Origin of the sequence: Glutamicibacter mishrai, from assembly GCF_012221945.1 — a bacterium.
Lineage (GTDB): Bacteria > Actinomycetota > Actinomycetes > Actinomycetales > Micrococcaceae > Glutamicibacter > Glutamicibacter mishrai.
Window position 1 is genome coordinate 1,405,358 of sequence record NZ_CP032549.1, and the last position, 24,529, is coordinate 1,429,886.

Genomic DNA, 24,529 nt, shown 5'->3' on the forward strand with positions numbered 1-24,529 from the left:
CACTTTTGGCATTCACTCCCCTAAATTGCTATATAACTTGTAGTACGAGTTGTCATTAATAAAGCGACCACGATACCCATACGAACTGTAATAACTGCACAGGTTCTCAAGCGATTTAATCCTATCCGCTGTATAGTCATCCGCCTCGGGGAGACCAAGCTGCGCCAGCTGCTTTCCAGTGACGTCGGGAACCTTATGAATAAACCAGGTATTAAGGGGTTCTGCATAATTGATTTTCGAACTACTAAAATGGCTCAAGAATTGAGAAGCGAGAATGACGCCAAATCCAAATTCTCGGCTTTCAAGCATCAACTGTTGCAGTACATCGAAATTGTACTTCATAATATTATTTGCTTCGTCGACCAAAAGGTAAGACTCAATATGCCGTACACTGGGGATATTAGCTCCGGGACGTGGAGAGACCTTGGTCGTATTTTTCATGTAATCATAAAAAAGATTCAGAAAAAGTATTACTATAGCATTCTTCATCGTCTGGTCAGAGCCCAGTCCATGCAGATTTACTACTACAACGGAATCCGACATCAAATCTTCGAATGAACGAATTTCCGTCGGGTCTTCCGTGAAGATATTTCCATAGACGAAATCAGAAAGAATCGAACTAACTGAGTCCGGTCTACCTAAGGACATGTATCGCTCAAGAATCTCTCCTAAAACAGGGTCCCTGTTTGTGCATTCTTCGAAGGCAGATCCTGCTGCCTCTGCAAACCGCTGTCTTTGGACTGGACCGACTCCAGGGTATATCCGCTGAATCACGTCAAAAAATTCCATCGATCGGCGACGGTTATTGATTCCAGATTTCTTTGACCGCGCGAAAATGTTCAATGGCATATTCTCTGGCTGAAGCACAACACCGTCGACTTTCTCAAGGAAGTCAGGATCTTGGTAGTCGTTCTTATAGTCAAAGACTAAGAAACTCGTAGCTTTATGCTGAGTATTTCGAGACTCTTCTCGAATTCGGGCAATTAATGTCTTTATGATTTGAGTCTTGCCAGTTCCCAGATCGCCGACAATGCCGATGTTCATCTGATTCAATCTCGTGTCGCCTGGCGCGTACCAGGCGGGCGACTCCTGCATGGTATCAAGCAGCATGCCAACATTGATTCGAACACCATCATTCAGATCTTGCGGAAACGCTTGACCTTCTTGTGCTCCGATATATTTATTCGAATCAACCGAGGAAGAGTCTATTACTCCACGGTCACTTTTACTCGGGTTGTTCGATCCGGCGTCACAAGTTCCGCTGCCATTTGTCGATTCGGATATATCTCGATCCTTTTGGTCAGTATCTGGTGCAGTTTGAGTCACAGAGGGCTCAACAACCGGCGTATCAATTTCTGGCTTATCCGTTGGTCCTTGTATGTTGGTTGCGTCCGATACAACCTGTTGCCAATCCGTAAATAATTTTGAATATTCGTTGTCCGCATTTGATAATGCGTATCCGGTTTGGCAGGACAAGAGCGAAATTCTAGATTTTTTATCGAACTCAATGGAGTAGTACTTGTCCGCCTGCAAACTACGTCGTGGAATATTTGAGAAGTAAGCAATGATTCCGCTGCCAGTCGCTAGTTCGAATTCCCCAGTGGCTACAGCAGATAGGCGATCTCTGACAAAACCAGCATCTTCGAGTTTTAGCGGCTGAATCTTTGAGGCGGCTTCCAATAATGACGCGAATCCATTTGCCCAAAGGTACTTATCAGCTTCATTTTCACCATTGGATATCTCTTGCCATTTATTGGACAATTTATCTAAAAGATCCATGCTCGATAAAAGCTGGTTCTTCGCGTCGGCAAGGCTCGCGTCGCTGAGCCCAGGCAATATCCTACTAGGTGATTCACCTGCGAGCCCATAACACTTAATCTCAATTGGTGAAAGAATGATTCTCTTCCTCGAAATCTTTACCAATAGAAGATCAGCGCGTCTGTTCGATTCGCTCTGTTGGGGATTGCCCGAAAGTTTTCGCAAGAAGGCATCGCAAGAATCTATGGGCAGGATGAATGTAGGATCGGTCGAGTTTTGTAGAGTCTTGCTCAAAGCCAATGTAGCGTAGAATCCGATAGCTCCGGCCGTTTGACTTCCGCCATTCGAAAGCAACGTTGATAGGCCGATTCCTCTTGCACCTAAGGTAGATAAAACAGAATCAACTTTGACACTGGCGGAATTCGACTCAGTAGCCTTAGAAATCATTGCTTCTAGCTCTGATCTAAAGAGACCTGATATTCGGCTGATAGTAATATAAGGGCGGTCCTGAACAGCGAGATCCTCACGTTTGGACTCCACTGCCAAGAACGGCGGCCGCCATTCCCATAGCATTTGCTTCGCCGAGCCATCGCCCTGCAGCATTGAGACAAGAGCATGTGGGCTAGTGAAAGCCTCCCCCGCAACAGTCCAATCTGCAGACGCTGATTCTAGAATCTCTGCTGATGGTTGACTAAACAGGGCGAACCCACGGTTGCTACCCTCAGCTCTCGACAGGGCACGAGCGAACGCGTTATCAGTTGAACCGCCCGCAATTAATGGGAACATTTCTGTTCGATATCCTTGCGTACCACGGGCCACGCCAACAATATGGCGTTTCAATGGGACTGGACCAAGAACCCCAAAAGATGTTGACGACTGTGCAGAGTATGATATAAGGCTTGCAGAATCGTTCAGTAACCTGACGTTCGAGCGGACAGTTCTCTGAACTTCATCATTATCGTAGCGCCGCCATACGACGGGAATATCGGGATAGTTCTCAATTAACGCTTCCAGGGCATGCTGAGGTGGCGGTCCCATTCTGCAAGCCGAATCATGTACACGAATACCTCCAAGAAGCGGGGAATACGAATCCGCAATCCATTCTTTCGCTGTCGATAATAGCGCTTCGTCAAGTTCTGGAAGCCTTGCTGCTTTGGAATTGGATGCTATATCAACGACTAAAGTGTTCACGTAAGGAGTGATTCTCCGGAAAGTTCGTAGCGCAGAGCGCGTAACCTGACCATTTAGGCCGCCTACGGAACATCCTGGGACTGTGTACTTGCCCGAAGTCGCAACTGTTTGCAATGCGGTTGCTCTTCCGGAGGAGATAGGTACCATCATCGACCAGCCTAGGAACAACTGTCCAGGGCCTGGATCCATGGGTGCTGCGATGAGTCTGGAGTGATCTGATTCGGCTGGACCTGTGACTGGTAAATTCCATCCTTCAATAGTTCCCATGAACGACTTGCCTATTGTAGACTCCCACAATGTCGTTTCAATTCCAGCTAGCCAACAAAGACGAAGTGGATGAAGCGGGCTCAAAAATACCGAACGACAATACATATTCGGGTCGCTATCGTCCCAAATTACAAGGCTAAACGGGTAAGTCACCCAGAAAAGAGAAAAAGGATCTGCCTCTTCCTCAGCGAATTCTATTAGTGCAGCGTAAGAATTCAGGTATTCATCTAATTCCTGTCGTTTATCTCCTAGTAGATGCTTCCAAGATACTTTCGAAGGAGCGATAAGGCTTGAGTCTTCACCTTCACTCAGTCCGCAACTTTCAAGAATCTCGAGTTCCTCGAATGCAACAATAAACCTTCTCAGTTCTTCAGATTCTAATATCGAAGAAGCGACTTTGAGTTGCGGATTTAAAGAAAACTTTTCGCGAAGACCATCAGTTACGAACGCGAGAACTTTAGAGTCTTCAATAAAGTCGCCGAAATCATATATTTCGTGCTCGGGGACAAATACATGTCCAAGATTAGTCGAATTCGATTCAATAGCTTTTTTAAAATTGCGAATTACGTATTTTTCATACATTGCACAAAGAGAATTATCTAGCTCTTCCGGCATTGAAACGGTAGCGACAAGTTTTTCTGCTGCAGCTACTACCGGTGATTGATGTTTATTGGAACGCGCAGGAGGAACCAGATGATATTCTTTACCCTCAATCTCTATTGTGGAAGCGCCACTTACTGATATGCAATCATGATATAAATCAGAACCACTCGAAACAAACTGCATTTTTCGTCGATTGCACACAGGGTGAGATTGAGCGGATTGCACTAATACCTCTGCCTTCGTTAGGCCGGTATTCATCTCGATTGAATAAGGTGCATGATCCCTAAACACGCCTTTGTCGGAATCAAAGCATGTTGATCCATCGAATAACACTCGCCGCAGTTTGCTCTTCTGGTACGGGAATAGTAAAACCAAATCCGTTCCCGCGGGAACGATTATCACTTTAATTGGCATGGAGAGGTTGCAAAAACTATGTAAAGATACGTCCGAAATATTTATGGTTAGATTCTGTTCACCATGCAAGGTCTCCCCGTCTTTATTCGAAATATTCACGAGAAAATGACCTGAAAGAATGAGAGCTCCTTCGGTCTGAACCACTTCTTCTTGGTGCCACTCGACTTTATTTCCAACAAACTTAGCGGAGAATATAGAATCTAGATTCATCAAAATAGGGAAGTCTTCTGAAATTGGAACAATAATCTTATGGGTTTTGGATCTCAGAAATACTTTACCTTTTTCAGATTCATTCAGTTCAGCCTGAATTACGTTGATCGAACTTTCGTTAAAAACAGGCGAAAGATCGTTTTCATCGCTTAAATATGGCAGTAAAATTTCACTTTGTGATCGATCTGGATTTACAAACTGATCGTGCGTTGTGTCGTGAAGTGCCTCAAGCAAATCATTATCGTAGATGAAGCGCTGGAATGCCGATGGTATGTTTGCTTCCCTAGCGATGAGCAGATCATACTGCATCCAGTCGCCGTCAGCCAGAAGGTGTACTGGAGTATTCGTGTCGGGGTGAGAAGCTAACTGATGGATACTGACGGTAGCTTGTTCTGCGTCTTGCCAGTTGCTCTGATAAGCATCACAGATGTCCTTCCAACGCTTCTCAGAAGACATCCGATCCTTAGGCTGAGGCAAACCAAAAGCAGGCCACACCCAAGTTGCAAGATCTGCATATCGGCAAACAGGATCGGTATTTTGCATAGTTCTGATGGTCTTAGAGAACCCCCGAAGCCCCGTCTCGACGGCGCGGAACCACGAGACATTCCACTTCTCTGCCCCACCGAAAGCACGGAAGATGTTGATGAGTATCGCAAGAGCAGATTCGATCTCTTTACACAAGATTAATCGGTCTGCATTATTTATTCTTTTTATTTCTGCAGATTCAATTAGAATATCCAGAATATTCTTGGAAAGACGATCAAGCGTAAGCAACCTACCCAGATTATTCGGGTAATCCTGTGACATGCCAGTCCGTGTTGAATTATCAAATGATGCAAGTTCGGTAGGATTGTTGAAAAGTACAGTCAATCGATCGTCTTTTCGATACATTAGCGACTCATTCGGAGTGACTACTGGGCAACCATCAATAATCTTCCGAACGGGAGTTGAGGAAACCAAAATAGAATAGCTCGGATTAGATGCAAGAACTTCCGGGTCATAGGAATCCAATGAACTATTTGTAGCACGCAAAGAATTCGCGGCGCTGACGATAGAGGCCGCTAGTTCGTAATCGACTCCCTCCGGAAGATACATAGCGATACTTCCCGATACCACCGCGGCCGTGCGACCAATGGCTTCTCCGATAATACTCAACATTCTAGAACGCCCTTTCTACACGAACGCCGCGATCTGCATCAGCGCTTCCGCGAGCTAATCCTGCAGCTTCTAAGTATCCGATTAGATCTTGAAGGCGTGGTCTCGCGCCAAGAAGTTGAAGATCATCGAGTACCTCACCGGCATCACAAGATCGACGATTGCGATCGCAGGTTAAGCTAGCGGCAACTGTCATCCACTCCACACCGGGGCTTGGCAACAAATACTTTGATCCGCGACGCCGCAACAAACCGTAGTAGTCTACAAACTCACCAACAGAATCACGTCCAGCTAATGTGTAAGAGATGGCTTCCCAGGTGTTTTTACCAGTTCTCTCTGCTGGTTTCAAAGACGTCATAATCTGCACTTGTAAGGCTTCATTCGAGTCGTATTCCTGCGCTAGCCTTTGACATTCCTCTACGGATAGGGACTTCCTGCTACCCAAAAATACGTCCCGCAGCGCATGTGCAGACTTGACGCGATGCTTGAGAATACTCGATACGTTTCTCATTGAAACTGGAAGTTCCTCAGATTCCCATGGTAGAGGTGGAAGCATAGATTCTTTAATCTCCAGCAAGAAGTTCTCATTGGCTTTGCCCCGTTGAATATATCCGGAAATTGCATGAATCCAAGACGCTTCCCACAAGTAGGACATACCGATACCAAGACGAAGAACGGTAGTCGCCCAATCAACCCACACTCTTGCAGGCAAGGATTTGCACCATTCAGCTGAAGTAATCTTTAGCCAATTATCATGAAACCAACGAAAGGGTGTGTCGTGAAAAAGTTCACTCCATTCACGTTTCCCCTCTATAAGCTTGTCTGGCTTGGGAAGTAGCTCATACTTTAACAAGCTTTCACTAGTTGATCGATCAATAACTTCCAAAAATTGATTGCCATTTAGTCGATATTCGTACGCCTGTTTCAATAATGTATGTGCTGCAGGGCCAGTGTATGATTCAGGAGCCCCCAAATGAAATATCGTATCTAAGATCTTGCCGATATCTGCCGGACCTTGTTTGTTAAGCATCCCCGCTAAGTTTTGAGTTAACGCCAAGGAAGGGGTGAGTGGTGCAGCAGCTTGTGTATTACTACGCAAGCTCTTCGTGCCAAGAACGCTATGACGAACTGCATCAGCAACTAGATATGCTGAATCAATTCCGCCTTTTTTACTCGTCACGAATCCGTTATCTCTTAGGCTCTGGTCGAATTCTGCTAGCTGCACTTGATCTCGTGGATAATACTCTTTGACAGTAGAATTATGTAAATCGGGATCATTCTTCTTATAAGTACGACCGATTTCCTTGCTACTCCTGTCGCCAGATCCATAGGCATGTGCGGCCAAAGATGAAAGTAAAATTTCAGGAGCAACCATGTATTGCGGACGCGGAAGGTCAGGCAAGATATTCATTATCGTTTCTTTGCCTTTCTGATCAGAAATTCTGTATCAGTATTCCCATGCGCTATGACTAGTTGCTTATTTGACCAGTCAGCCGAAGAAAGACGTGTCGATCTGAATCTCTCTATCCTCGGGGCAGCTACACTGGAAAGTTCCGTAAGCCCCGGATACCTTTTCGATGAAGCGAGTGCTTCTCTCACCAACGGGAAATCTAAAACTATCTCTTCGACTACCTCGTTCTTTTCCTCCAAGATAAGAAAAAGTTCTTCACCACTTCTGCGAGTTTTCAAGTCAACATGATCAGCGTTAATCGCAAACTTCGGATTACGCGTATTTCCAATCACGGGGAGGGTGCGACTGTCAAGAATAGGCATCAAACGCTTGGAATTCCAATTTTCCGGATCTCTGTTAGGGATTAGAATTGCGTTCAAGCCTTCTTTTAGATTTGAGGGCAGGATAGAGCTGCTATTCCAAGCATCAGTCCACGTATCAATTTCTTCCCTGAAAGCTGGCACTCCGAGGAATAAGGAGAATAGACGAGTCAAATATCTAGAATACCAGGATATCGCTTTCCGTACGTCATTGCTCTTACATGACTCTTTTGAAATGTATTCGGTGTATAGTACGTCAACTAATCTATCGAAGTCAGTCACCAATTCAACACAATTTGCCAGATCATTATTGAGTAAATACCGCAGAGGCGATGTTGAGGTACTGGCATGAGAGAAAGCTTCGCTCACACAATAGGCAATCGATATTTGCTGCTCGCCGGCATTATTAGATGTGCTCTTTGAATCTCTTATCGGGTCTACTGTTCTCGTCATTTTCAAAACAGGGTGCGTCTTTGAATTAGTTTCTTCTTGGCGGCCAAAGAAACTTGAGTCAAATAGTGCCTCGCTGAATCTTAACGCAGCCATACGTTTCGCCTCGTCAAAAGTTCGAATTTCACGCCCGAGAATGGATTCTAAGCTCATATCTGGATTAGCAGTAACACTGTCCGCCAAATCACCGATGATGCATCGGGCGAAAATCCCCCATAGATCCCGGTAAGTCATAATCTTGCCGTTTAAAATTTCGGAAGATCTTAGAATATTTAACAGGCCCCTTTGCGCCATCGGCTGAGCGAGGGTTTTGAGGTTTGCAGATATTGGATCTTCTTCTTCAAGATTAGAATCGAATTTATCAGTTATATCACTGATTATTTGCTTTATTACCAAACCTGCCGGAATGTCCTCAATGCAAATCTTTTCTCGATCTGAAAAATGTGCAATACGATACTCCGGAGCAACCAGAATAGTACCTTCATCATTATTATCACGCAACCGAACTTTTGGATTTATCTCCAATAAGGAACAAACATCAGCATATACAGCAACTGCTTGGAGGATCGGTTTTGAATCCTTACAGATCCGCAAGTATGAAATATAATTTTCTGTTTCTATAGTCAGTTGACACTGATACTTGGAGTTACCATCTATTTTAATTTCACGGCTGGTACAAGATTCCGGCGAGTGTAACCAACGAATGATAATCGATGCAACGTTGTCTGGCCCTTGCATAGGTGTCAAGTCGGCGAGTTCTTCGACAAGAACTCCACGGTTTATACAAGCGAGAAGATTATCCTGTTCGGTAAATACTGATTTTATGTCTTCATACAACTCAAGACGATTTTCGTTTTTCTTAATCGTCGCATCATTGATGAGAAAAACCTTCTTAGTTTGGCTCACATATTGATACTTTCGGTGCGCTAAACCGTCATGATATTTCGTTACAGGCGTTAGATCCCGTACAATTTTTGCTGCTGAATGAGATTTCCCAGCTCCGGGTCCACCGATGAAAAATAGAAAGTTACTCTGTTCTGGATCGTCTATAGCATTACGAAACCATGCTGATGCTGCCTCTATCCCTGCGGGCCTTGGGCCAGCGAACCATATTTCTTGGGAGCTGTCACCTGGTTCGGCTGCCACGTTGGTTCCTCCTGTGGCGCGTTTCTTCAAGTCTTCAAGACGAGCTAAACCATTTTTCACAGACTTCCTCGCATCTATTCGATTACATGTCAGTCTACCTTTTGCTGTTGACAAATTGAAGCTGCTTGACGGCACGTTTCTGATATTTGGCTCGCGTCATTCGCCTGACTCGATCAGCATCTCAAGCATGTTCGATTAAATCTACCTTCGTGCTTACTCTTATTAATGTAATTTAATGGTTGCATAATCATCGACTGCTCTGTCAAGACCATGATTCTTTTCGATTCTTGATTAGAAAAGAGAGATGAATTCGAAGATGCACATTGATCTTCTGAATCGTAGGCACTTCCGTCATGTGCGGAAATTACATTTCCTTTAGGCCAATAATCTGCGTATCCATGTCGCAGTTCCTTCATTTTTCCTGAATCAGGTTCTTCTAGCGCGCACTCTCGCCGCGAACGATCGCTTTCAATTTTCCTCTTGCTTATGAATCGATTTCGCAATAATAGGTTCCAGAAACAAAGTTCGAACCAACATAGCACCGGATGTGTCGCAAGACCTCGATGACTTCTTGCGGCCCACCCGGTCAGTGACCACTCCGCCAATCCACGTCGAGTCCAGCCAGGCCTGCGAGCCGATGGTGATGACGTTCAGAAGGTCTCCGGCTTGCAGTCGCAGCTTGTTTGTCGCGTAGCCCAGGATGAAGCCGCCGGTGAGCATGTAGCCGGCGGTGTTATTTCCCATGAAAACCAAGGTGGCGCGGATGACCTTCTTCGGATGCTTGGAGAAGAGCGCAGCTAACGGAGCAGATTCGGTCTAATTGGTCTTTGCCATCTCCTCGAAATCTGGGACTTCTCCACGCCCCGGCGGATGCAGTAGCCGATGAAGATCAGCACGAAGCTGATCAGGAACGAAATGCGCCAGCCCCAAGCCATGAACCGCTACGGGGAAACTACGGCAGCAAATATGGCGCGGACCGCGGAGGCCAGCAGCATGCTTGCCGGAAACCCGAGTTGCGGGAAGGCCCAGAACTTGTCGCGCGCTTGATCCGCCGCGTCCTCCGCCGCCATCAATGCCGCACCTCCCGACTGGCCGCCGGCGGAGAAGCCCTGGATGTAGCGCAGGACGCTCAGGGGAATCGGAGCCCGATGCCGATGCTCGCATAGGTGGAAAGCAAACCCACTAATGAGGTGCCGACGCCCATCGGCACCTGGATGGACGATCAGTACCGCTCGGCGGCTGTACTTGTCAGGCCTGCGCGAACAGCTTGGCGGCATCAGCGACTACCTGCTTCGCACCGCTCTGGTTCCAGCTCTCGCGTTGGCGCGTGGCTCCATTTCCACAATTGGCGAGTGAGTCCAGGTAATTGGCTACGAACTGTTCATCGCCATTGCGATGCAATGCCCGGCCCGTATAGTCGAGCACCCGCTGGATCACGGCCTTGACAGGCACGGAGGTCCTGGATTCGCTATCGAAATAAGTGCCTTCCACTCCCGATTTCGCTGCTTGCCACAGGCCCAGGTCAAGCACTTCGGATGCTGCCGTGACGGCAGAGCCGTCAGTTTCCGAGGCGGTATCCACAATGGCCCGGATGAGCAGGGCCAGGGCCACGGATTCGCCGGCTGCCATCTGCGTGTCCGCAGCGCGGACTTCAATGGTCGGATGGTTCACCGACAAGCGGGCTCCCCAGCTAATGTGGCCCGGATCGAGCAACGCCCCGGAAGCAATCATGTCCTCCACCCGCTGCTGGTATTCATGCACTGTCGCAAAAGCCGGCGGAATGCCTGTCGCAGACCATCTGCGGTAGTGCACCGTCCGCCATGACGCGAAACCCGTCAGTTCCCCGTTCCAGATGGGAGAGTTCGCGCCAATTCCCGCAATCAGCGGCAACCAGCCGCGCAAGGCATTCAGCGCCCGGACTCCGGCTGCGGCATCCGGGATATGCACATGGATGTGCAGCCCGTTGATGAAATGCTCGCGGGCGATCCCCGGGACGAACTCATGAATGGTCGCGTAGCGCTGGCCCGTGGTGAAGTCCGTAGCGCTCGGCAGCTGCAGCGACGTTCCCGAAGCAAAGGGAAGCACGTGGTGTTCGCTGCATATCCGCTCAATGGCGGCGCGCCGCCGCACCAGCGCTTCCAGGGCTTCGTCCGCCGAGGCGCAGATTCCGGTGACGATTTCCAGCTGGCTGGCCAGCAGTTCACGGTGGACCGTGGTGCCCGGCAGTTCCAGGCCAAGCAGCTGGGAGCTGAGCGGATCGGACATCGGCACCGGGGCGGCAGTTGACGGATCCACGAGGAAGAATTCCTCCTCGATCCCAAAGGTCCTGTTCATGGATGCTGGTTCGCCTTCCCTGGGCAGCAGTACGAACTGAACATTAGACCGCAGCTAGCCGGGACGGCCGTTCCAGGCACGAAACCCAGCGATTTTCCAGTTTCGCCGCAGCGACGCACGCGGCTGTTCACAGGCACCCGTTCACCCTCCTGGCCCTACGCCCGATGGCTGCCCCGGGCACCTGCTGCCTGCTTTTCACAGCTGCTACCGAGCTTGCGGCCATGCAAGTACAAGCCCCGGCGCGGGCGCTTGCGTAGTGTGCGACGATCGATTCACCGCGGCTCGGCAAAGCACCGCAAGACGCAGAGTTGCGGGCCGTCACGCCCAATTGGAGGCGCAGCTTCAGCCGGCCGGCTACTGGCCAGCCGGATCGAGATTACTGGATTGATCCGAAGTCGAACGCAGCAGGAGGACAGAGCCATGATCAGCACAGAACAGCTTCAGGAACTCAGCGCAATTGGCGGCACCGTCATTGGCCCCGACGGCCAGAAGATCGGCAAATTCGGCCAGATTTTCCTTGATGACCGCAGCGGACAGCCGGAATGGGCGACGGTCCGCACCGGACTCTTCGGCCTCTCCGAGAGCTTCGTTCCGCTCAGCCAGGCGACCGTCGCAGGCGATACGCTCTCGGTGCCCTATGACAAGCAGACCGTCAAAGACGCCCCGAACATCGACCCCGAGGGCCAGCTCACGCCAGAGCAGGAGCAGGAGCTCTACCACTACTACAGCCTGTCCTATCATGAAGCGGACCAGGCCGCCGTGCAGCCGGGCGTTCCGGACACCGATGCCCGCGCCGAGTATTCGCGGGAAGACGTGCGCGGTCCGGGAGCCGGCGCTCCAAGGTCCTCTGCCGTCCGTTCCGAGGAGCAGCCGCAGGTGGGTACCGAAGGCGTGGAAACCGGCAAAGTGCGCCTGCGCAAGCACGTGGTCACCCGGGATGCGGCAACTACCGTGCCGTTAAGTCATGGGGAAGCGCGGCATGAGCGCGAGCCCATCACGGATTCCGCAGCCGCCGGCACAAGCGGCGAACTGGCTGGGGACGAGCAGAAGGCGGCCTTGGACGAGGAACGCCCCGCTGCAAAGAAGGCTGTTGATCCGGTCGAGCGAGTCAGCCTGGAAGAGGAAGCAATCACCGAGGAAGAGCGCCGCGAAGCGCAATTGCGCATGGAACAGGCGCAAGCCGAGGGCTGGGAAGGCGGCCGGCAGACCCGCTAGCGCCGGCGCGCTGGCTTAGCGCAGGAGCTGAACCTGCACGCAGCGGTGATCGGGGCGGAATCAGGCGGGTGCCGGGTTCCGCCCCGATCCGTTTTCCGGAAGCATGCTGGGTATCCGCCGTTGCCCTCGAATCCATTGCCGCACCCGGTTAGATTCGGGATCCAAGGAGGCAAGCACCATGGCGAAGCAAAAAGGACACCAGATCTACCGGTGGGAACAGGCCGAGCTGCTTGCCACGCGCCTGGACCGTCCCATGGGGATGCTCGGCGTGATCTTCCTCTTTGTGGTTCTCGGGCAGTTGCTGGTGACCGACCCGTTCTGGACCCGGACGCTGGCCATCGCAGGATGGATTTTCTGGGCAATCTTCGCTGCTGAATTCGCCTTGCGGGCGATCATCGCCAGGTCCCAAGCTGATTTCTGGCGCCGCAACTGGTGGCAGGTGCTGTTCCTTCTGTTCCCTTTCTTGCGTTTTCTGCGCGCTTTCCAGGCCTCCCGCCTGCTGCGGGTGGGCCGTGCCGCCCGGGTGAGCGGCATCCTCTCGGCAGGGGTCCGCGGTTCGCGCTCCGCAGGCAGGTTGCTCAGCGGCCGCATCGGCTGGCTGGCTGCGGTAACCGCCGTGGTCATCCTTGCCTCCAGCCAACTGCTCTACGCGATGGAATCGACCAGCGACTATTCTTCGGCACTGTACGAGACCGCCATGGCAACGATTACCGGCTCCGGGATCACCAGCACGGATACGTTCTCCAAAGCCCTGCAGCTGATCTTGGCGAGCTACTCCGTGGTGGTGTTCGCTACCTTGGCAGGCTCACTCGGCGCGTTCTTCCTCCAGACGCCAGACGGAGCGAAGAGCGAGGATCACGCACCGCGGCACCAGTGATCTGCGCACCACCGATTCTGGACGTTCCCTAGGTACTGGAAGATTCGCGTGCCATCCAGTCGGCAATCCCCTAGCGTGGCTTGCATGACGGCGGCCAGCATGCCTGGCCAACGTTTCCTTCCGATCGCAACAGCCAGAATGAAGGAGCAAGATCATGGAACATCCAAACGATCCTGTCATAGCAACACGTCCGCTGGTGCAAAAGGCCGCATTAGCGGTCGGCATCGTGTTCTTCCTGGTCGGCGTCCTCGGATTCATTCCGGGAATCACCACCAACTACGAATCGCTCTCTGGTGCCGGCCACCACTCTGAAGCTAAGCTGCTGGGAATTTTCCAGGTCTCGTACCTGCACAATGCCGTGCATCTGCTCTTCGGTGTCGCCGGCTACCTGATGGCGCGAACCGTGCCTGCTGCCCGCAGCTACCTCATTGGCGGCGGAATCATCTACCTGGCCCTGTGGGTCTACGGGCTGGTCATTGATTTCGACAGCGCCGCCAACTTCATCCCGCTGAACGATGCCGATAATTGGCTGCATCTGGGGCTCGGTGCGCTCATGATCGTCTTGGGATTGCTCCTCTCCCGCAAGGCGACCGGACAGCATCGGGACCCGCACACGGCTTGACCAGATGCTGAATTGCTGAAGCGGGCACCCCGGCATGACGGGGTGCCCGCTTTTCCATGCAGCCATGGCAAAGTCCTCAGCGTCATCGCCATACCCAACGCCTTGGAACGACGAACGCCGAACGCCGGGATTCTGGGAATCCCAGGAAGCTAGGCGAGTTCGCTGGCGCAGTCGCGGCAGATGACGCCTAGGCCAGTCTTCTGCACGGCTTGGCTGCGATGGCGGATAGTGAAGCAGCTGGCGCAGAGGAACTCATCCGCTGCTTGCGGAAGGACTTCAACGCTCAGCTCTTCCTCGACGATGGCGCCAGGGAGCTCCACGCCATCGGAAAGGTCGGTTTCTTCAAGCTCGGCCGCAACGCTCTTCGCGTCGGGGGCATCGGCTTGTTGCACGTCCTTGAGCGTCTTCTCGGACGCCGCGGCGAAATCCGGACGAACCTCGTCATAATCTGCAGCCATGTTCCTGCCTCCACAGGTGGGAAAATACGCGACAACCACAACGTAGTGGCGTGCCCTTCGATCGCCAAAGCCGTGGATGGCGGGCTTTGGTCCCAGCGCAGCGAAGCCGCCGTCCGGAAGGCTGGCTTCGACGGCGGCTTGGCCGGCTGGCGGCAATTGCTAGGAGCTGAGCTCCTCGGCAATGGCACTGCTGAACGCGTCGAGGTCGTCCGGATTACGCGAGGTAATCAGCACGTAGCCGTTCGCCGGGCAGCGGAAAACCTGTTCGTCCTTCCAGGTGCCGCCGGCATTGACCACATCGGTCTTGATCGAGGTGTATGAGGTCAAGGTCTTGTCCTTGGCTAATCCGGTTTCCACCAGCAGCCATGGCCCATGGCAGATGGAAGCGATCGGCCGGCCTGAACCGGCAAAGGACTTGGCAATGCGCTGGGCGTCGGCGTCCAAGCGGAGGTTGTCGGCATTCAGCGTTCCGCCGGGGATCAGCAGCAGGTCGAAATCCTGCTCGTCCACTGCCGCCAGTGCTTCGCTGGCTTCGAAGACCTCCCCCAGATCCCAATCGCCAACCAGCGACTTGACCTGGCCGGCCTCCGGGGCCGCGATCACCACCTCAGCACCGGCTTGGCGCAAGTGCTCCACTGGCTTCTTCAGCTCATCCTGCTCGACTCCGCGGTTGGAAACTGCCGCAAGGACTTTCTTGCCTGCTAGATCTGGCATATTCATGCTCCTTTCATCGACCACTGCCCACTGTGCTTTGAGCAACCAACGAAGGCAAGCCGCACTCAGGAAGCATCCAGCTACCGGCTGCGAATGGGGGACGTTGCCTGCTGCAAGGCTTGGTTGCATGCAGCAGGCCTTGCCACCGTGGAGTCGGCAAGGCCTGCTGCGCTGGGCATAGGATGCTCAGGCGTTGGCCGGCTGGCCCTGCTCTTCGGCCAGTGCCTTGGCCTTCTTCTTCTCGCGCATGTGCTTGATGCCGGTGAATGCAAGGGCCAGCGCGAGGACGGTGTAGAGGATGACCGTGATGGAGCTGTCCACCAGGATTCCAATATCGCCTTCCGACACCGTCAGTGCACGGCGCAACTCGGTTTCGGCCAGCGGCCCGGGGATCACCGCGATCAGTACCGGTACCCGCGGAGCGCAAATGCGCTCACGCGTAGGACAACGCTTGCCACTAAGCCGTACGGGCATCGGCAAGGCCTTGTTACTAGTCACTCCTGAACGCTGGGAAGCGACCTTTGACTCTGAGTCACCGGTGGAACAGGCCACCCATCAAACTAAAGAGGCTTTCTTGAGCCGTATGAAAACCTACGCCAGTGAAGGAATCGCTCTGGACTTAGAAGACAATGAACCCGGGATCCGTTGCGTAGCTGCGCCTATCCGTGATGGTAGCGGTCAAATCATTGCCGCCATCAGCATGTCAGCTACTAACCCCTATATGCTTGATGAACGGATGAAGGCGCTCAAATCAGTCATGGGCTCTACCGCTGCCCAGATATCCCGAAAGTTAGGTTACTCGGGCAAGACATTCTAGAGATTTCTACCTGACTACGGCGTAAAGCGATAACCCATACCAAGCTCGGTCAAAAAGTATCGTGGGTTAGAAGGTTCTGGTTCTAACTTGGTGCGTAGCTGCGACATGTACACCCGCAGGTAATTCGCTTCCGCCCCATATTCTGGGCCCCATACCGTGGTCAGTAACTCGCTACCGCCAATCAACCGATGAGGATTGCTGGCCAGTACTTCCAACACGCGCCATTCCAGCTTGGTCAACCGCACCGCCTCACCATTAACGCTCACCGAGTGACTGGCAAGGTCAATGCGCAACCGCCCATCAGAGGTTTCCACAACTGCATGGCGTGGGTCTGGCAGTGCGCGGCGTAGTGCAGCGCGTAACCGGGCCAGTAATTCATCCATGGCAAATGGTTTGGTGACAAAGTCATCGGCGCCACGGTCCAATGCATCCACTTTGCTATGTGAATCATGGCGGGCAGAGACAACAATTATCGGCATCGTTGACCACCCACGAATCCCGTCAATCACTTCCCCACCTTCAAGGTCGGGTAATCCCAAATCGAGTAAAACCACATCAGGATGTTCATCGGCCGTCAACTGCAGACATTGCACTCCGGTGGCAGCGTGGAGCGTGCGGTAACCGCGTGCCCTCAGATTGACCAGCAGGGCGCGGGCTATCTGAACGTCATCTTCAACGATTAGTACCGTAGCGCTCATAGTTCTTCCTTGAATATCGGCAGGGTAAAGACCATAGTGGCCCCACCGCCGGGAGTATCTTCCACATTCACGTGACCGTCCATGCCCTGGGCCAGGCCACGAGCTACGGCTAATCCCAGGCCCAACCCGCTGTTATTGTTCCGGTCTCCGTTCCGTTGGAAGGGACGGAAGATCCTGTCTTTTTCTGTTTGTGGAACCCCGGTACCGTGGTCAATGACAAGGATCTTTACCTCGGAGTCGGTGGAATCTGCCTGTAATTGCACCGTACCGTTCCCGCCATGACGCACCGCATTTTCCATGAGGTTGGCTAGCACTCTCACTGCCAACCCGTAGTCTGTACGTACCCGCGGGCAGTCCTCTGGAAGCTGGATTTGCAGGCGGTCCGGATTCACCTGCCCAGCCGCATCACGCATTGCCGAAGCCACCAAGTCTTCAACTTGAATGGGACTACGGCGGACCACCAATTCACCGGCCTGAATTCGACTCATATTTAGCAAATCCTCGATTCGTTCACTGAGTTGGTCCGTTGAATCCTCAATGGTGGCCAGTAGCGTTGCGGTGTCTTCTTCGCTGAGCACCACATCTTGCATGCGAAGGCTAGAGACCGAAGCTTTGATCCCTGATAGTGGGGTGCGTAGGTCATGGGATACGGCAGCAAGCAAGGCCGTGCGCATCGCGTTTCCAGCAGATAATTCTTGGGCTTTCAGACGTGCCTCAGCAAGTTCCCGCTGTTGCAACACCGCGGCGATTCGCCCAGCAAAAGCCTCAAAGACCCCCTGATCCGAAGCCTCTCGCGGAGTCCCGTCAATGAGCAGTGTATGTTCAGTGTCCACGGTGATTACATAGTCACTGGTCTCGTGGCTGCTAGGCGGTTCTCCCGCCGAAGCCACCGTAGACCCGGTGCTTTGGTGAACCAGCGCAGCCCCGCGTAATGCATAGGAGCGGCAGAGCCTCTCCAGGAGGGCTGGAACGCTCAAGCCCTCACGAATCACACCACCAGACAGCTCAAATAGGATGTCCGCTTGGTGTCGGGCTAGCCCTGCTTCGGTAGTGCGCCTGACTTCCACGTCAACAACCCGGGCCACCCCAGCCGCAACCAATAAGAAGAGCACTAGTGCCACCACATTGAGTGGCTCATGAATATGCCACTGCCCGGTGGGTGGGGTGAAATACCAGTTTAGAATTCCGGTGCCCAGCAAGGCGGCAGTCACGGCAGGCCACCAACCGCCCAAAAGCGCCACAAAGACCACTAGAGTCAGCTGACCTAAGAAGTTCAGGGTGAGCAGTTCACCTTCATCACTTCCTTGCACGAAGCCAATACCAATGAGTGGCGGACCGATGAGGGCCAGGATCCATCCGAATATCCACCGGGGTCCACGGGGACGATGCACTGCCCGAGACTTCTGAGGTGTAAAGCGGGCAGTCTTCTTCGCTTCTTGGTGACCAGGAAAGATCACTATTTGTGGATCTGTTGGCGCAGTGGCCTGCTGCAGTAGGTGAAGAGATACCTGCTGAGTTAGTCGGCGGTTGCTCATTCCTGCGAGCACCCCGGAAACCACGAGGTGCGTGGCCTGTGTGCTTCGAGCAAATCCAAGCAGTGCCTGACAGATGTCTTGGCCAAGGACCATATGCCAAGTGGCGCCAGATTCTTCCACGAGTTCACGCAAGCGTGCCAGTTCAGCATCTTTTTCGCTTCTTGTTGCACGAGTTCCCCGTTCAAGGACGTGGACTGCCATCAGTTCTGCATCAGGTAACTGTGAGGCTTGCACTAGTGCTTGGCGGAACAATACTTCAGACCCCGCATGCCCCGAGAGCGCCACAATAATGAGGGGGTGAGTTGACGGCGGAGTAGTCGACACATCCATAGCGCTCCTTGGTGTTCGAGTTCCTTGGCCGGTATGAAGTGATCGTACCGGAATAGAGCGGGGTTCTCCGCGAGACGAATCACGGCCACCAAGAAACCCGATGACGCGATATCGGGTAAGTTGTTTGGCAAAGACCTACATTGAGGTCATGACTACGTGAGCATCACCAATATGTGACTCCGTTGCCTTTCTATTGCACCCCGAAACAGATCGAGTACAGACCGCCTCTTAACGCCTTCTTAATGCGATGGCTAAAAATCTTGATATGGACTTTATGCCTCGGTTTTCATGTGCTGCAAGACACAGTGTTTTCTGCATAAATTTTTGCGTTTCTCCAAGCCTGAACGCTCCCTCATCCAAGAGAAGTGAAGCTCACTTCTAACCAACAAATGTCGTTTAAAAAATCACGTCAAATCGTATATTCAAAGAAAGCAGAGCAGAATCTATCGTTACTCCTCGCCCCTAGATAGTCCCGTAAAGCACTGGCGGAAGACCCGCTATTTCCGGAGTCACTCAGTGAGCAAAAAATTTTTACTCTTCGGTGGTTCTTTATCTCGTATTCAGGCGTACTGTTCATCTTCGTGAACAAAACAATTGAGTCGGCCCAAGGGTCGGAACAGGCACCACAAGCCACGGTGCCCTCACGGTTGCGGCGCTGGCTGACCGACAGTTCTGTCGGCCAGGAAGACCCCAACAACTCCAACAACTCCAACAACTCCAACAAGCATGGTGCCAAATGGTGGCAAGTCATGTGCCTGTCGGGTTTGGACTACTTTTCCACGCTTGGCTACCAGCCGGCCATTGCCGCACTGGCCGCAGGTGCGCTAGCTCCTTTTGCCACTTTGATCCTTGTTGCCGTCACGCTATTCGCGGCCCTGCCCGTGTATCGCAGGGTTGCTAGCGAATCACCACATGGCCAAGGCTCGATCGCCATGCTGGAAAGGCTCATGCCTCATTGGAAGGGCAAAGTCTTTGTCCTAGTGCTCTTGGGCTTCGCAGCAACCGACTTCATGATCACCGCGACGCTCTCCGCGGCTGACGCTTCGGCTCACCTGATTGAAAACCCCTTCACACCCAGCTGGTTCACCGGCAAAGAAGTACCCATCACCTTAGTGTTGCTGATCCTGCTCGGCGCTCTCTTCCTACGTGGCTTCACCGAGGTCATTTGGATTGCCGTCACCTTGGTCTTCTCCTTCTTAGCCTTGAACCTCGTGATCATTGCCGTATCAGCAGCCAACATCATCGGGCACCCAGTCGCTGTCACCAATTGGCTAGATTCCCTGTTCACTGCACACGGGGATCCCATGATGATGCTTCTGGTCTGCCTGATTGTTTTCCCCAAGCTGGCACTGGGCCTATCTGGTTTTGAGACCGGTGTCGCCGTGATGCCACAGATTTCTAAGGCACCCGGCGATACCGAAGCCAATCCTGCAGGACGTATTAAGGGTGCAAAGAAGTTACTGACCACAGCTGCTCTGATCATGAGTGGCTTCCTCGTACTGTCGTCCATCGTGACCACAGTGCTGATCCCTGCCGCAGAATTCCAACCCGGAGGCTCTGCCAACGGCCGAGCCCTATCCTGGCTGGCTCATCACCTGATGGGTGACGGATTCGGCACCGTCTACGACGTATCAACCATTTTGATTTTGTGGTTTGCCGGTGCTTCGGCGCTCGCCGGACTGCTCAACCTCATCCCGCGCTACCTGCCACGTTTTGGTATGGCTCCGGCATGGGCCAGTGCCGTGCGCCCACTGGTACTGGTGGTCTTGTTGGTAGCTATCGGCATCACCATTCACTTCAAGGCCAGCGTTGACGCGCAGGGTGCAGCCTATGCCACCGGTGTTTTGGTGTTGATGAGTTCTGCGGCCATCGCGGTCACCATTTCGGCACGACGCCGAGGCGAAAAGGGTAAGGCACTGCTTTTCGGGGCAACCAGTCTGGTCTTCATTTACACGACGGTGGTCAACTGTGTTGAGCGTCCAGATGGTCTAAAGATTGCTGCGTTCTTCATCGCAGCGGTGCTTGTCGTGTCGTTGCTCTCCCGCTTCCGTCGCTCCACCGAACTTCGAGCCACCTCAGTGATGTTTGATGACTGCGCGGTAGAAATCATTCGCAAGGCTAGTAGTGCAGGGTTGCTACGACTCATTGCCCATGAGCCGGTCAAGATTTCTAAGCGGCGCTATCTGCATAAGCATCAGCATGCCATCTTGGCTAGCCATATCCCCCAGCGGGCCCCCGTGGTGTTCTTGGAAATCAAGGTCAGCGACTATTCGGACTTTGCTCAAGATATTGAGGTACGCGGTATTACCCGTCATGGCCAGTGGATCCTTGAAGCAACAGCACCGTCAGTGTCCACCTCCATTGCGGCCATTGCCATGGCTATCCGAGATAACTACGAGGTAATGCCACACATCTACTTCCGTTGGACCGAAGGCAACCCGCTGCTCAACCTCGCCAAGTTCATCTTCCTTGGACAGGGTGAGATTGCACCGCTGACCCGTGAAGTCCTACGTGAAGCAGAGCCGAATCTGCAACGGCGCCCATGGGTCCACGTGGGTTAGATCTTGTTTCATCCGGATACTCCAAACAGCCGATGCCAACTTTCGTAAGTGGGCATCGGCTGTTTGTGTCTCTTCATGTGCTTACGAACAAGCTCATTCGACTTTGTCGCTTACATTTCACCACGGGTCTAAGCAACCCCGAGCTGGCTTATTTCAACTCTGGATTATGCGTAAGTGCAAGATATCTGAAAGCACTCGATCCGGATGACGATCGCTTCTCCAGTCCGACCGACAAGGGCCACCCAAATCTGAGATCAGTAGTTCGACGTCTGGGTACACGACTAAGCGCCCCGTCCGTCGTCGTAGTATCCACTGATCACCGCTAAGCGTAAGTGTGCACCCGTGAGCGAGACACTGTTTAAACTCTGACAACAGTCGTCGCTTGAGTTGAAACTTGTTCAGTTCAGCGGTAGTCGTTGAAACTCGAATGCCCCCTGGGCAAGCTCCACACATATTGGACTAGTCCCCCTACGGCATTACATCGCCGCTGTTGGGCCCCAGCGTCTGGCCAACATATATGTCGCCGCCAGGAGACGAAGCAAGCAACAAAGCGGTAGGAGCAATTTCCGCCGGAGTACCAAATCGGCCCAGTGGTAATTCCTTCTGTTTCGCCTTTTTCCATTCCTCAGTGACCCCGTTGAGCAAAGGCGTTTCAATAGGTCCAGGAGCGATGGCATTTACCAGTATGTTCTCACCGGCAAGCTCCAAGGCCATCGCCTTGGTCATACCAATGACCCCAGCCTTGGCCGCCACATAATGCACTAATCCAGTACCACCCTTGATTCCCAACTGTGAGGCGATATTGATGATGCGGCCGCCTCCACGTTGTTTCATGTGATCAACAGCCCAGCGCCCTGCCAGAAATACACCTTTTAGGTCGATATCGATGGTCCGGTCAAAATCGTGCTCGGTCATGTCAACGAATGGCTTCTCATCAAGGATTCCGGCAGCCGTCACCAAAATATCAATGCCACCTAGCTCATCAACAATAGAGTCAAACGCGATGCGCATCGACTCCGAGCTAGTCACATCAACCGCTCTGAATATCGCAACAGTTCCCGTAGCTTGGAGCCGACCAACCACACCATCCCCCGCCGCAGCATCGCGATCTAGGATGGCAATCTTGGCACCATGCTGTGCGAAGAGTCGGGCAATCTCGGCTCCAATTCCACTGCCGCCGCCGGTGATGACTGCGACCTTATTGTCTAGCGTCTTCATTCTTGTCCTCGTTTCTTTGACCGGCTCAGCTTGGCCAGCGAACAGTTAGCCCGCCATCAACAATTAATTGTTGTCCAGTCATATACGCTGAATCATCGCTAGTGAGGAAGCGAATGGTTCGGGCTGCCTCATCAACAGTTCCGACTCTTCCCCACGGAATGATGTTGCCGGCCGCGTCCAGTCCCGCGTCGCCAAGCGAATTCTTTGCGTCCATGGATTGTGGGCTACGGATGAGACCCGGGATTACTGAATTGACTCGAATCTTCCGTGGAGCAAGCTCGACTGCTAGCGAGCGACAAAGTCCGAGAACTCCGGATTTTGCTGCGGCGTAATGAGCATGTTCTTCCCATCCATAAACCCCACCAGCGATGGATGATGTTGCAACCACCGCACCGCCATCAGTCATCTTGGAAGAAGCAGCTCTGAACACGCGCATTACCCCAGTAAGATCCACATCTAGCATGTCTGACCAAGCTTTATCTTCCATCTGTCCCAGTGGATCCCGTCGGAGAATGCCAGCAGCCGCTACTGCAATATCAAGGCGTCCAAAGTGCTTGATAGCGGCGTCGGCGAGTCCATTGCAATCTTCTGTACTTCGCACATCGGCGGCAACAGCAATGCACTCGCCACCTATATTCGCTACTGCCTTTACCGTTTCCTGAGCATCATGCGGATCTTGTGGAAAATAGTTGACCACGCTGCGTGCACCGGCTCTGGCATAAGCAATTGCTAAGGCCTGTCCAATCCCGCTTGCTCCTCCGGAAATTAGCGCAACTTTACCTTCTAGGCCGTCGTCACGTTGTACCGTCATTATGCCGTTACTCCTTCATTTACGAGGTCCGAGGAATCCCTGTCCTCGGATTCAACTTTCTTGGTTCCAAGCATGCATAGGGCTGAGAAGAGCAGTCCCAGTGTTCCACTACAGATCGCGGCGGCAGTCATGCTAAATCCTGAATAGAGAACGAGGCTAAGTACGCCTGAACCCGCGATTGCACCTACCGGGGCCATTACGTGAGCAACGTTCGCGCCAGTACCTCGAATGTGAGCTGGGAACGACTCTCCCATGTAATAAAGCAACGCTGAATAAGGTCCCGTCAGGAAGAACAAGGTTAGACCATACATTGCGATAACGAACCATGTACTGCCAGGAATAAGCAGCATGCACAGACTTGAAGCGGCACCCGCAAACCAGCCGAATATCACTGTGGATCGACGACCGATCCTGTCTCCCAGCCAGCCATGGAAAAGGTAGCCTATGAACCCGACAGCGTTGGCACCAATGAGAATTACGAGCGCATTTTCAAACGAAACGCCCTTGGCCCCCACCAATACGGTGGTACCCAGAACCGAAAAAACCTGAATGCCGATCCAGTTAAAGAACCAGGCAAGGGAAAGGAAAATCGTATGTCTACGTAGCCCCTTGGAAAATACTTCTTTGAGGCCACCTTTAGATTTTTCGCCTAGCGCTAGTCCATGTTCGTCGACAAGCGCCTTGGCCCCATCCAGGTCCCCAACAGCTTGTCGTCGTTTCGCCTCTTTGATGGCCGCGAAGGTTGGCGATTCTGGCAGGCGCGTGGCCCACAGCGCGACAGCTACAGCCGCGGTTCCAGCCACCACAAAGCTCCAGCGCCACCCTATAACGGGCAACAGGAGCGCTGACATGGTAGCTGCGACGAGAGCCCCGATCGGATATCCAGCTTGAACAACAGAAAAGAAGAACCCTTTGTTCTTAACATCCTTGTAGATCTCGCTGAGATAAACGGCGTTCACCACTTCCTCTGACAGGGATAAACCCGTCACGGAACGAATGATCACAAATGCCACGGCTCCGCCGGCTAATCCGGTCACACCCGAAGCTATGCCGCCACCGATCATAAGAATGACCAAGGCATTTCGACGGCCCAACTTATCGATGATGGGGCCAACGGCGAGAGAAACAAGAAATACGCCCGCCTGAGCAATGGTGTTTATCGTCGTGGATTGCGCTGTGCTCCAACCGAAGTCCTCCGCAATCAGTGGCAGCAAAGTGCCAAAAAGCGTGAAGTCATAGACTGAAGCTACCCAGGCCACGAAACAGACAATCGAAACGTTACGGATCATTTTCGGTGTCACGGCAACGTCCCATGGGGCGACAGGACCGCGAACGTTGGTACTGGAATCGGACATGATTTTCCTTAGGTCTAGAT

At 52.6% G+C, this 24,529-nt stretch carries 19 protein-coding genes; 5 read left to right on the top strand and 14 right to left on the bottom strand.

The window, feature by feature from the left end:
• Nucleotides 1-12 precede the first annotated feature (12 nt).
• The 6 genes from D3791_RS06675 to D3791_RS06700 form a co-directional block, all read right to left on the bottom strand.
• Nucleotides 13-5,601: an ATP-binding protein gene (locus D3791_RS06675; RefSeq protein WP_172511686.1), complete on the bottom strand. Its 5,589-nt coding sequence runs from the start codon at nucleotides 5,599-5,601 to the stop codon at nucleotides 13-15.
• A 1-nt stretch (nucleotide 5,602) separates the two neighbouring features.
• A complete protein-coding gene (locus tag D3791_RS06680) occupies nucleotides 5,603-7,009 on the bottom strand; it encodes a hypothetical protein (RefSeq protein WP_172511687.1) in 1,407 nt (468 codons plus the stop codon).
• Nucleotides 7,009-9,024, bottom strand: coding sequence for a hypothetical protein (locus tag D3791_RS06685; RefSeq protein ID WP_172511688.1), 2,016 nt, complete (start codon nucleotides 9,022-9,024; stop codon nucleotides 7,009-7,011). The genes D3791_RS06680 and D3791_RS06685 overlap by 1 nt, the downstream gene beginning before the upstream one ends.
• Nucleotides 9,025-9,432: 408 nt before the next feature.
• Nucleotides 9,433-9,708 (bottom strand): hypothetical protein, encoded by a 276-nt coding sequence (locus tag D3791_RS06690; RefSeq protein WP_172511689.1) that lies wholly within the window; start codon nucleotides 9,706-9,708, stop codon nucleotides 9,433-9,435.
• A gap of 197 nt (nucleotides 9,709-9,905) precedes the next feature.
• Nucleotides 9,906-10,241: an MFS transporter gene (locus tag D3791_RS06695; protein ID WP_172511690.1), complete on the bottom strand. Its 336-nt coding sequence runs from the start codon at nucleotides 10,239-10,241 to the stop codon at nucleotides 9,906-9,908.
• On the bottom strand, nucleotides 10,213-11,298 hold the full coding sequence (locus D3791_RS06700; protein WP_172511691.1) for a carboxylate-amine ligase: 1,086 nt from the start codon (nucleotides 11,296-11,298) through the stop codon (nucleotides 10,213-10,215). Before D3791_RS06700 ends, D3791_RS06695 begins: the two co-directional genes overlap by 29 nt.
• A 420-nt stretch (nucleotides 11,299-11,718) precedes the next feature.
• Between D3791_RS06700 and D3791_RS06705 the strand changes: the two genes are divergently transcribed.
• The 3 genes from D3791_RS06705 to D3791_RS06715 all read left to right on the top strand — a co-directional run bounded on the left by D3791_RS06705 (nucleotide 11,719) and on the right by D3791_RS06715 (nucleotide 14,012).
• Nucleotides 11,719-12,513: a YsnF/AvaK domain-containing protein gene (locus tag D3791_RS06705; protein WP_172511692.1), complete on the top strand. Its 795-nt coding sequence runs from the start codon at nucleotides 11,719-11,721 to the stop codon at nucleotides 12,511-12,513.
• Between the two features lie 178 nt (nucleotides 12,514-12,691).
• Nucleotides 12,692-13,390, top strand: a complete 699-nt coding sequence (locus D3791_RS06710) for a hypothetical protein (RefSeq protein ID WP_172511693.1) — start codon at nucleotides 12,692-12,694, stop codon at nucleotides 13,388-13,390.
• Nucleotides 13,391-13,544: 154 nt separating this feature from the next.
• The gene (locus tag D3791_RS06715) at nucleotides 13,545-14,012 is read left to right on the top strand and encodes a DUF4383 domain-containing protein (RefSeq protein ID WP_172511694.1); all 468 of its coding nucleotides are present in this window, start codon (nucleotides 13,545-13,547) and stop codon (nucleotides 14,010-14,012) included.
• A gap of 149 nt (nucleotides 14,013-14,161) precedes the next feature.
• Here D3791_RS06715 and D3791_RS06720 read toward each other — a convergent pair whose 3' ends face one another.
• The 3 genes from D3791_RS06720 to D3791_RS06730 form a co-directional block, all read right to left on the bottom strand.
• Complete coding sequence (locus D3791_RS06720) at nucleotides 14,162-14,470, bottom strand: DUF4193 family protein (protein ID WP_172511695.1); 309 nt, start codon at nucleotides 14,468-14,470, stop codon at nucleotides 14,162-14,164.
• A gap of 159 nt (nucleotides 14,471-14,629) precedes the next feature.
• Entirely contained in the window at nucleotides 14,630-15,184 is a 555-nt protein-coding gene (locus D3791_RS06725; RefSeq protein WP_083586724.1) for a type 1 glutamine amidotransferase domain-containing protein, read from the bottom strand.
• Between the two features lie 186 nt (nucleotides 15,185-15,370).
• Nucleotides 15,371-15,658, bottom strand: coding sequence for a hypothetical protein (locus D3791_RS06730; protein ID WP_172510947.1), 288 nt, complete (start codon nucleotides 15,656-15,658; stop codon nucleotides 15,371-15,373).
• Here D3791_RS06730 and D3791_RS06735 point away from each other — a divergent pair.
• Nucleotides 15,612-16,001 carry an IclR family transcriptional regulator gene (locus tag D3791_RS06735; protein WP_246242546.1) on the top strand — a complete coding sequence of 130 codons (390 nt, stop codon included), beginning with the start codon at nucleotides 15,612-15,614 and terminating at the stop codon, nucleotides 15,999-16,001. The genes D3791_RS06730 and D3791_RS06735 overlap by 47 nt on opposite strands.
• Nucleotides 16,002-16,015: 14 nt before the next feature.
• On the opposite strand, the gene D3791_RS06740 is transcribed toward D3791_RS06735, so the two are convergent.
• Together D3791_RS06740 and D3791_RS06745 are read right to left on the bottom strand one after the other, a co-directional pair.
• Nucleotides 16,016-16,699, bottom strand: coding sequence for a response regulator (locus tag D3791_RS06740; RefSeq protein WP_172511696.1), 684 nt, complete (start codon nucleotides 16,697-16,699; stop codon nucleotides 16,016-16,018).
• Nucleotides 16,696-18,564, bottom strand: a complete 1,869-nt coding sequence (locus D3791_RS06745) for an ATP-binding protein (protein WP_172511697.1) — start codon at nucleotides 18,562-18,564, stop codon at nucleotides 16,696-16,698. The genes D3791_RS06740 and D3791_RS06745 overlap by 4 nt, the downstream gene beginning before the upstream one ends.
• A gap of 749 nt (nucleotides 18,565-19,313) precedes the next feature.
• On the opposite strand from D3791_RS06745, the gene D3791_RS06750 reads away from it, so the two are divergent.
• Nucleotides 19,314-21,125: an APC family permease gene (locus D3791_RS06750; protein WP_172512917.1), complete on the top strand. Its 1,812-nt coding sequence runs from the start codon at nucleotides 19,314-19,316 to the stop codon at nucleotides 21,123-21,125.
• 468 nt (nucleotides 21,126-21,593) lie between these two features.
• On the opposite strand, the gene D3791_RS06755 is transcribed toward D3791_RS06750, so the two are convergent.
• From D3791_RS06755 to D3791_RS06765, 3 genes are read right to left on the bottom strand one after another with little or no spacing between them, the layout of a single operon-like run.
• On the bottom strand, nucleotides 21,594-22,343 hold the full coding sequence (locus D3791_RS06755; RefSeq protein ID WP_058255783.1) for an SDR family NAD(P)-dependent oxidoreductase: 750 nt from the start codon (nucleotides 22,341-22,343) through the stop codon (nucleotides 21,594-21,596).
• 25 nt (nucleotides 22,344-22,368) lie between these two features.
• The gene (locus D3791_RS06760) at nucleotides 22,369-23,154 is read right to left on the bottom strand and encodes an SDR family NAD(P)-dependent oxidoreductase (RefSeq protein WP_172511698.1); all 786 of its coding nucleotides are present in this window, start codon (nucleotides 23,152-23,154) and stop codon (nucleotides 22,369-22,371) included.
• A complete protein-coding gene (locus tag D3791_RS06765) occupies nucleotides 23,154-24,509 on the bottom strand; it encodes an MFS transporter (RefSeq protein WP_172511699.1) in 1,356 nt (451 codons plus the stop codon). Before D3791_RS06765 ends, D3791_RS06760 begins: the two co-directional genes overlap by 1 nt.
• Nucleotides 24,510-24,529 lie beyond the last annotated feature (20 nt).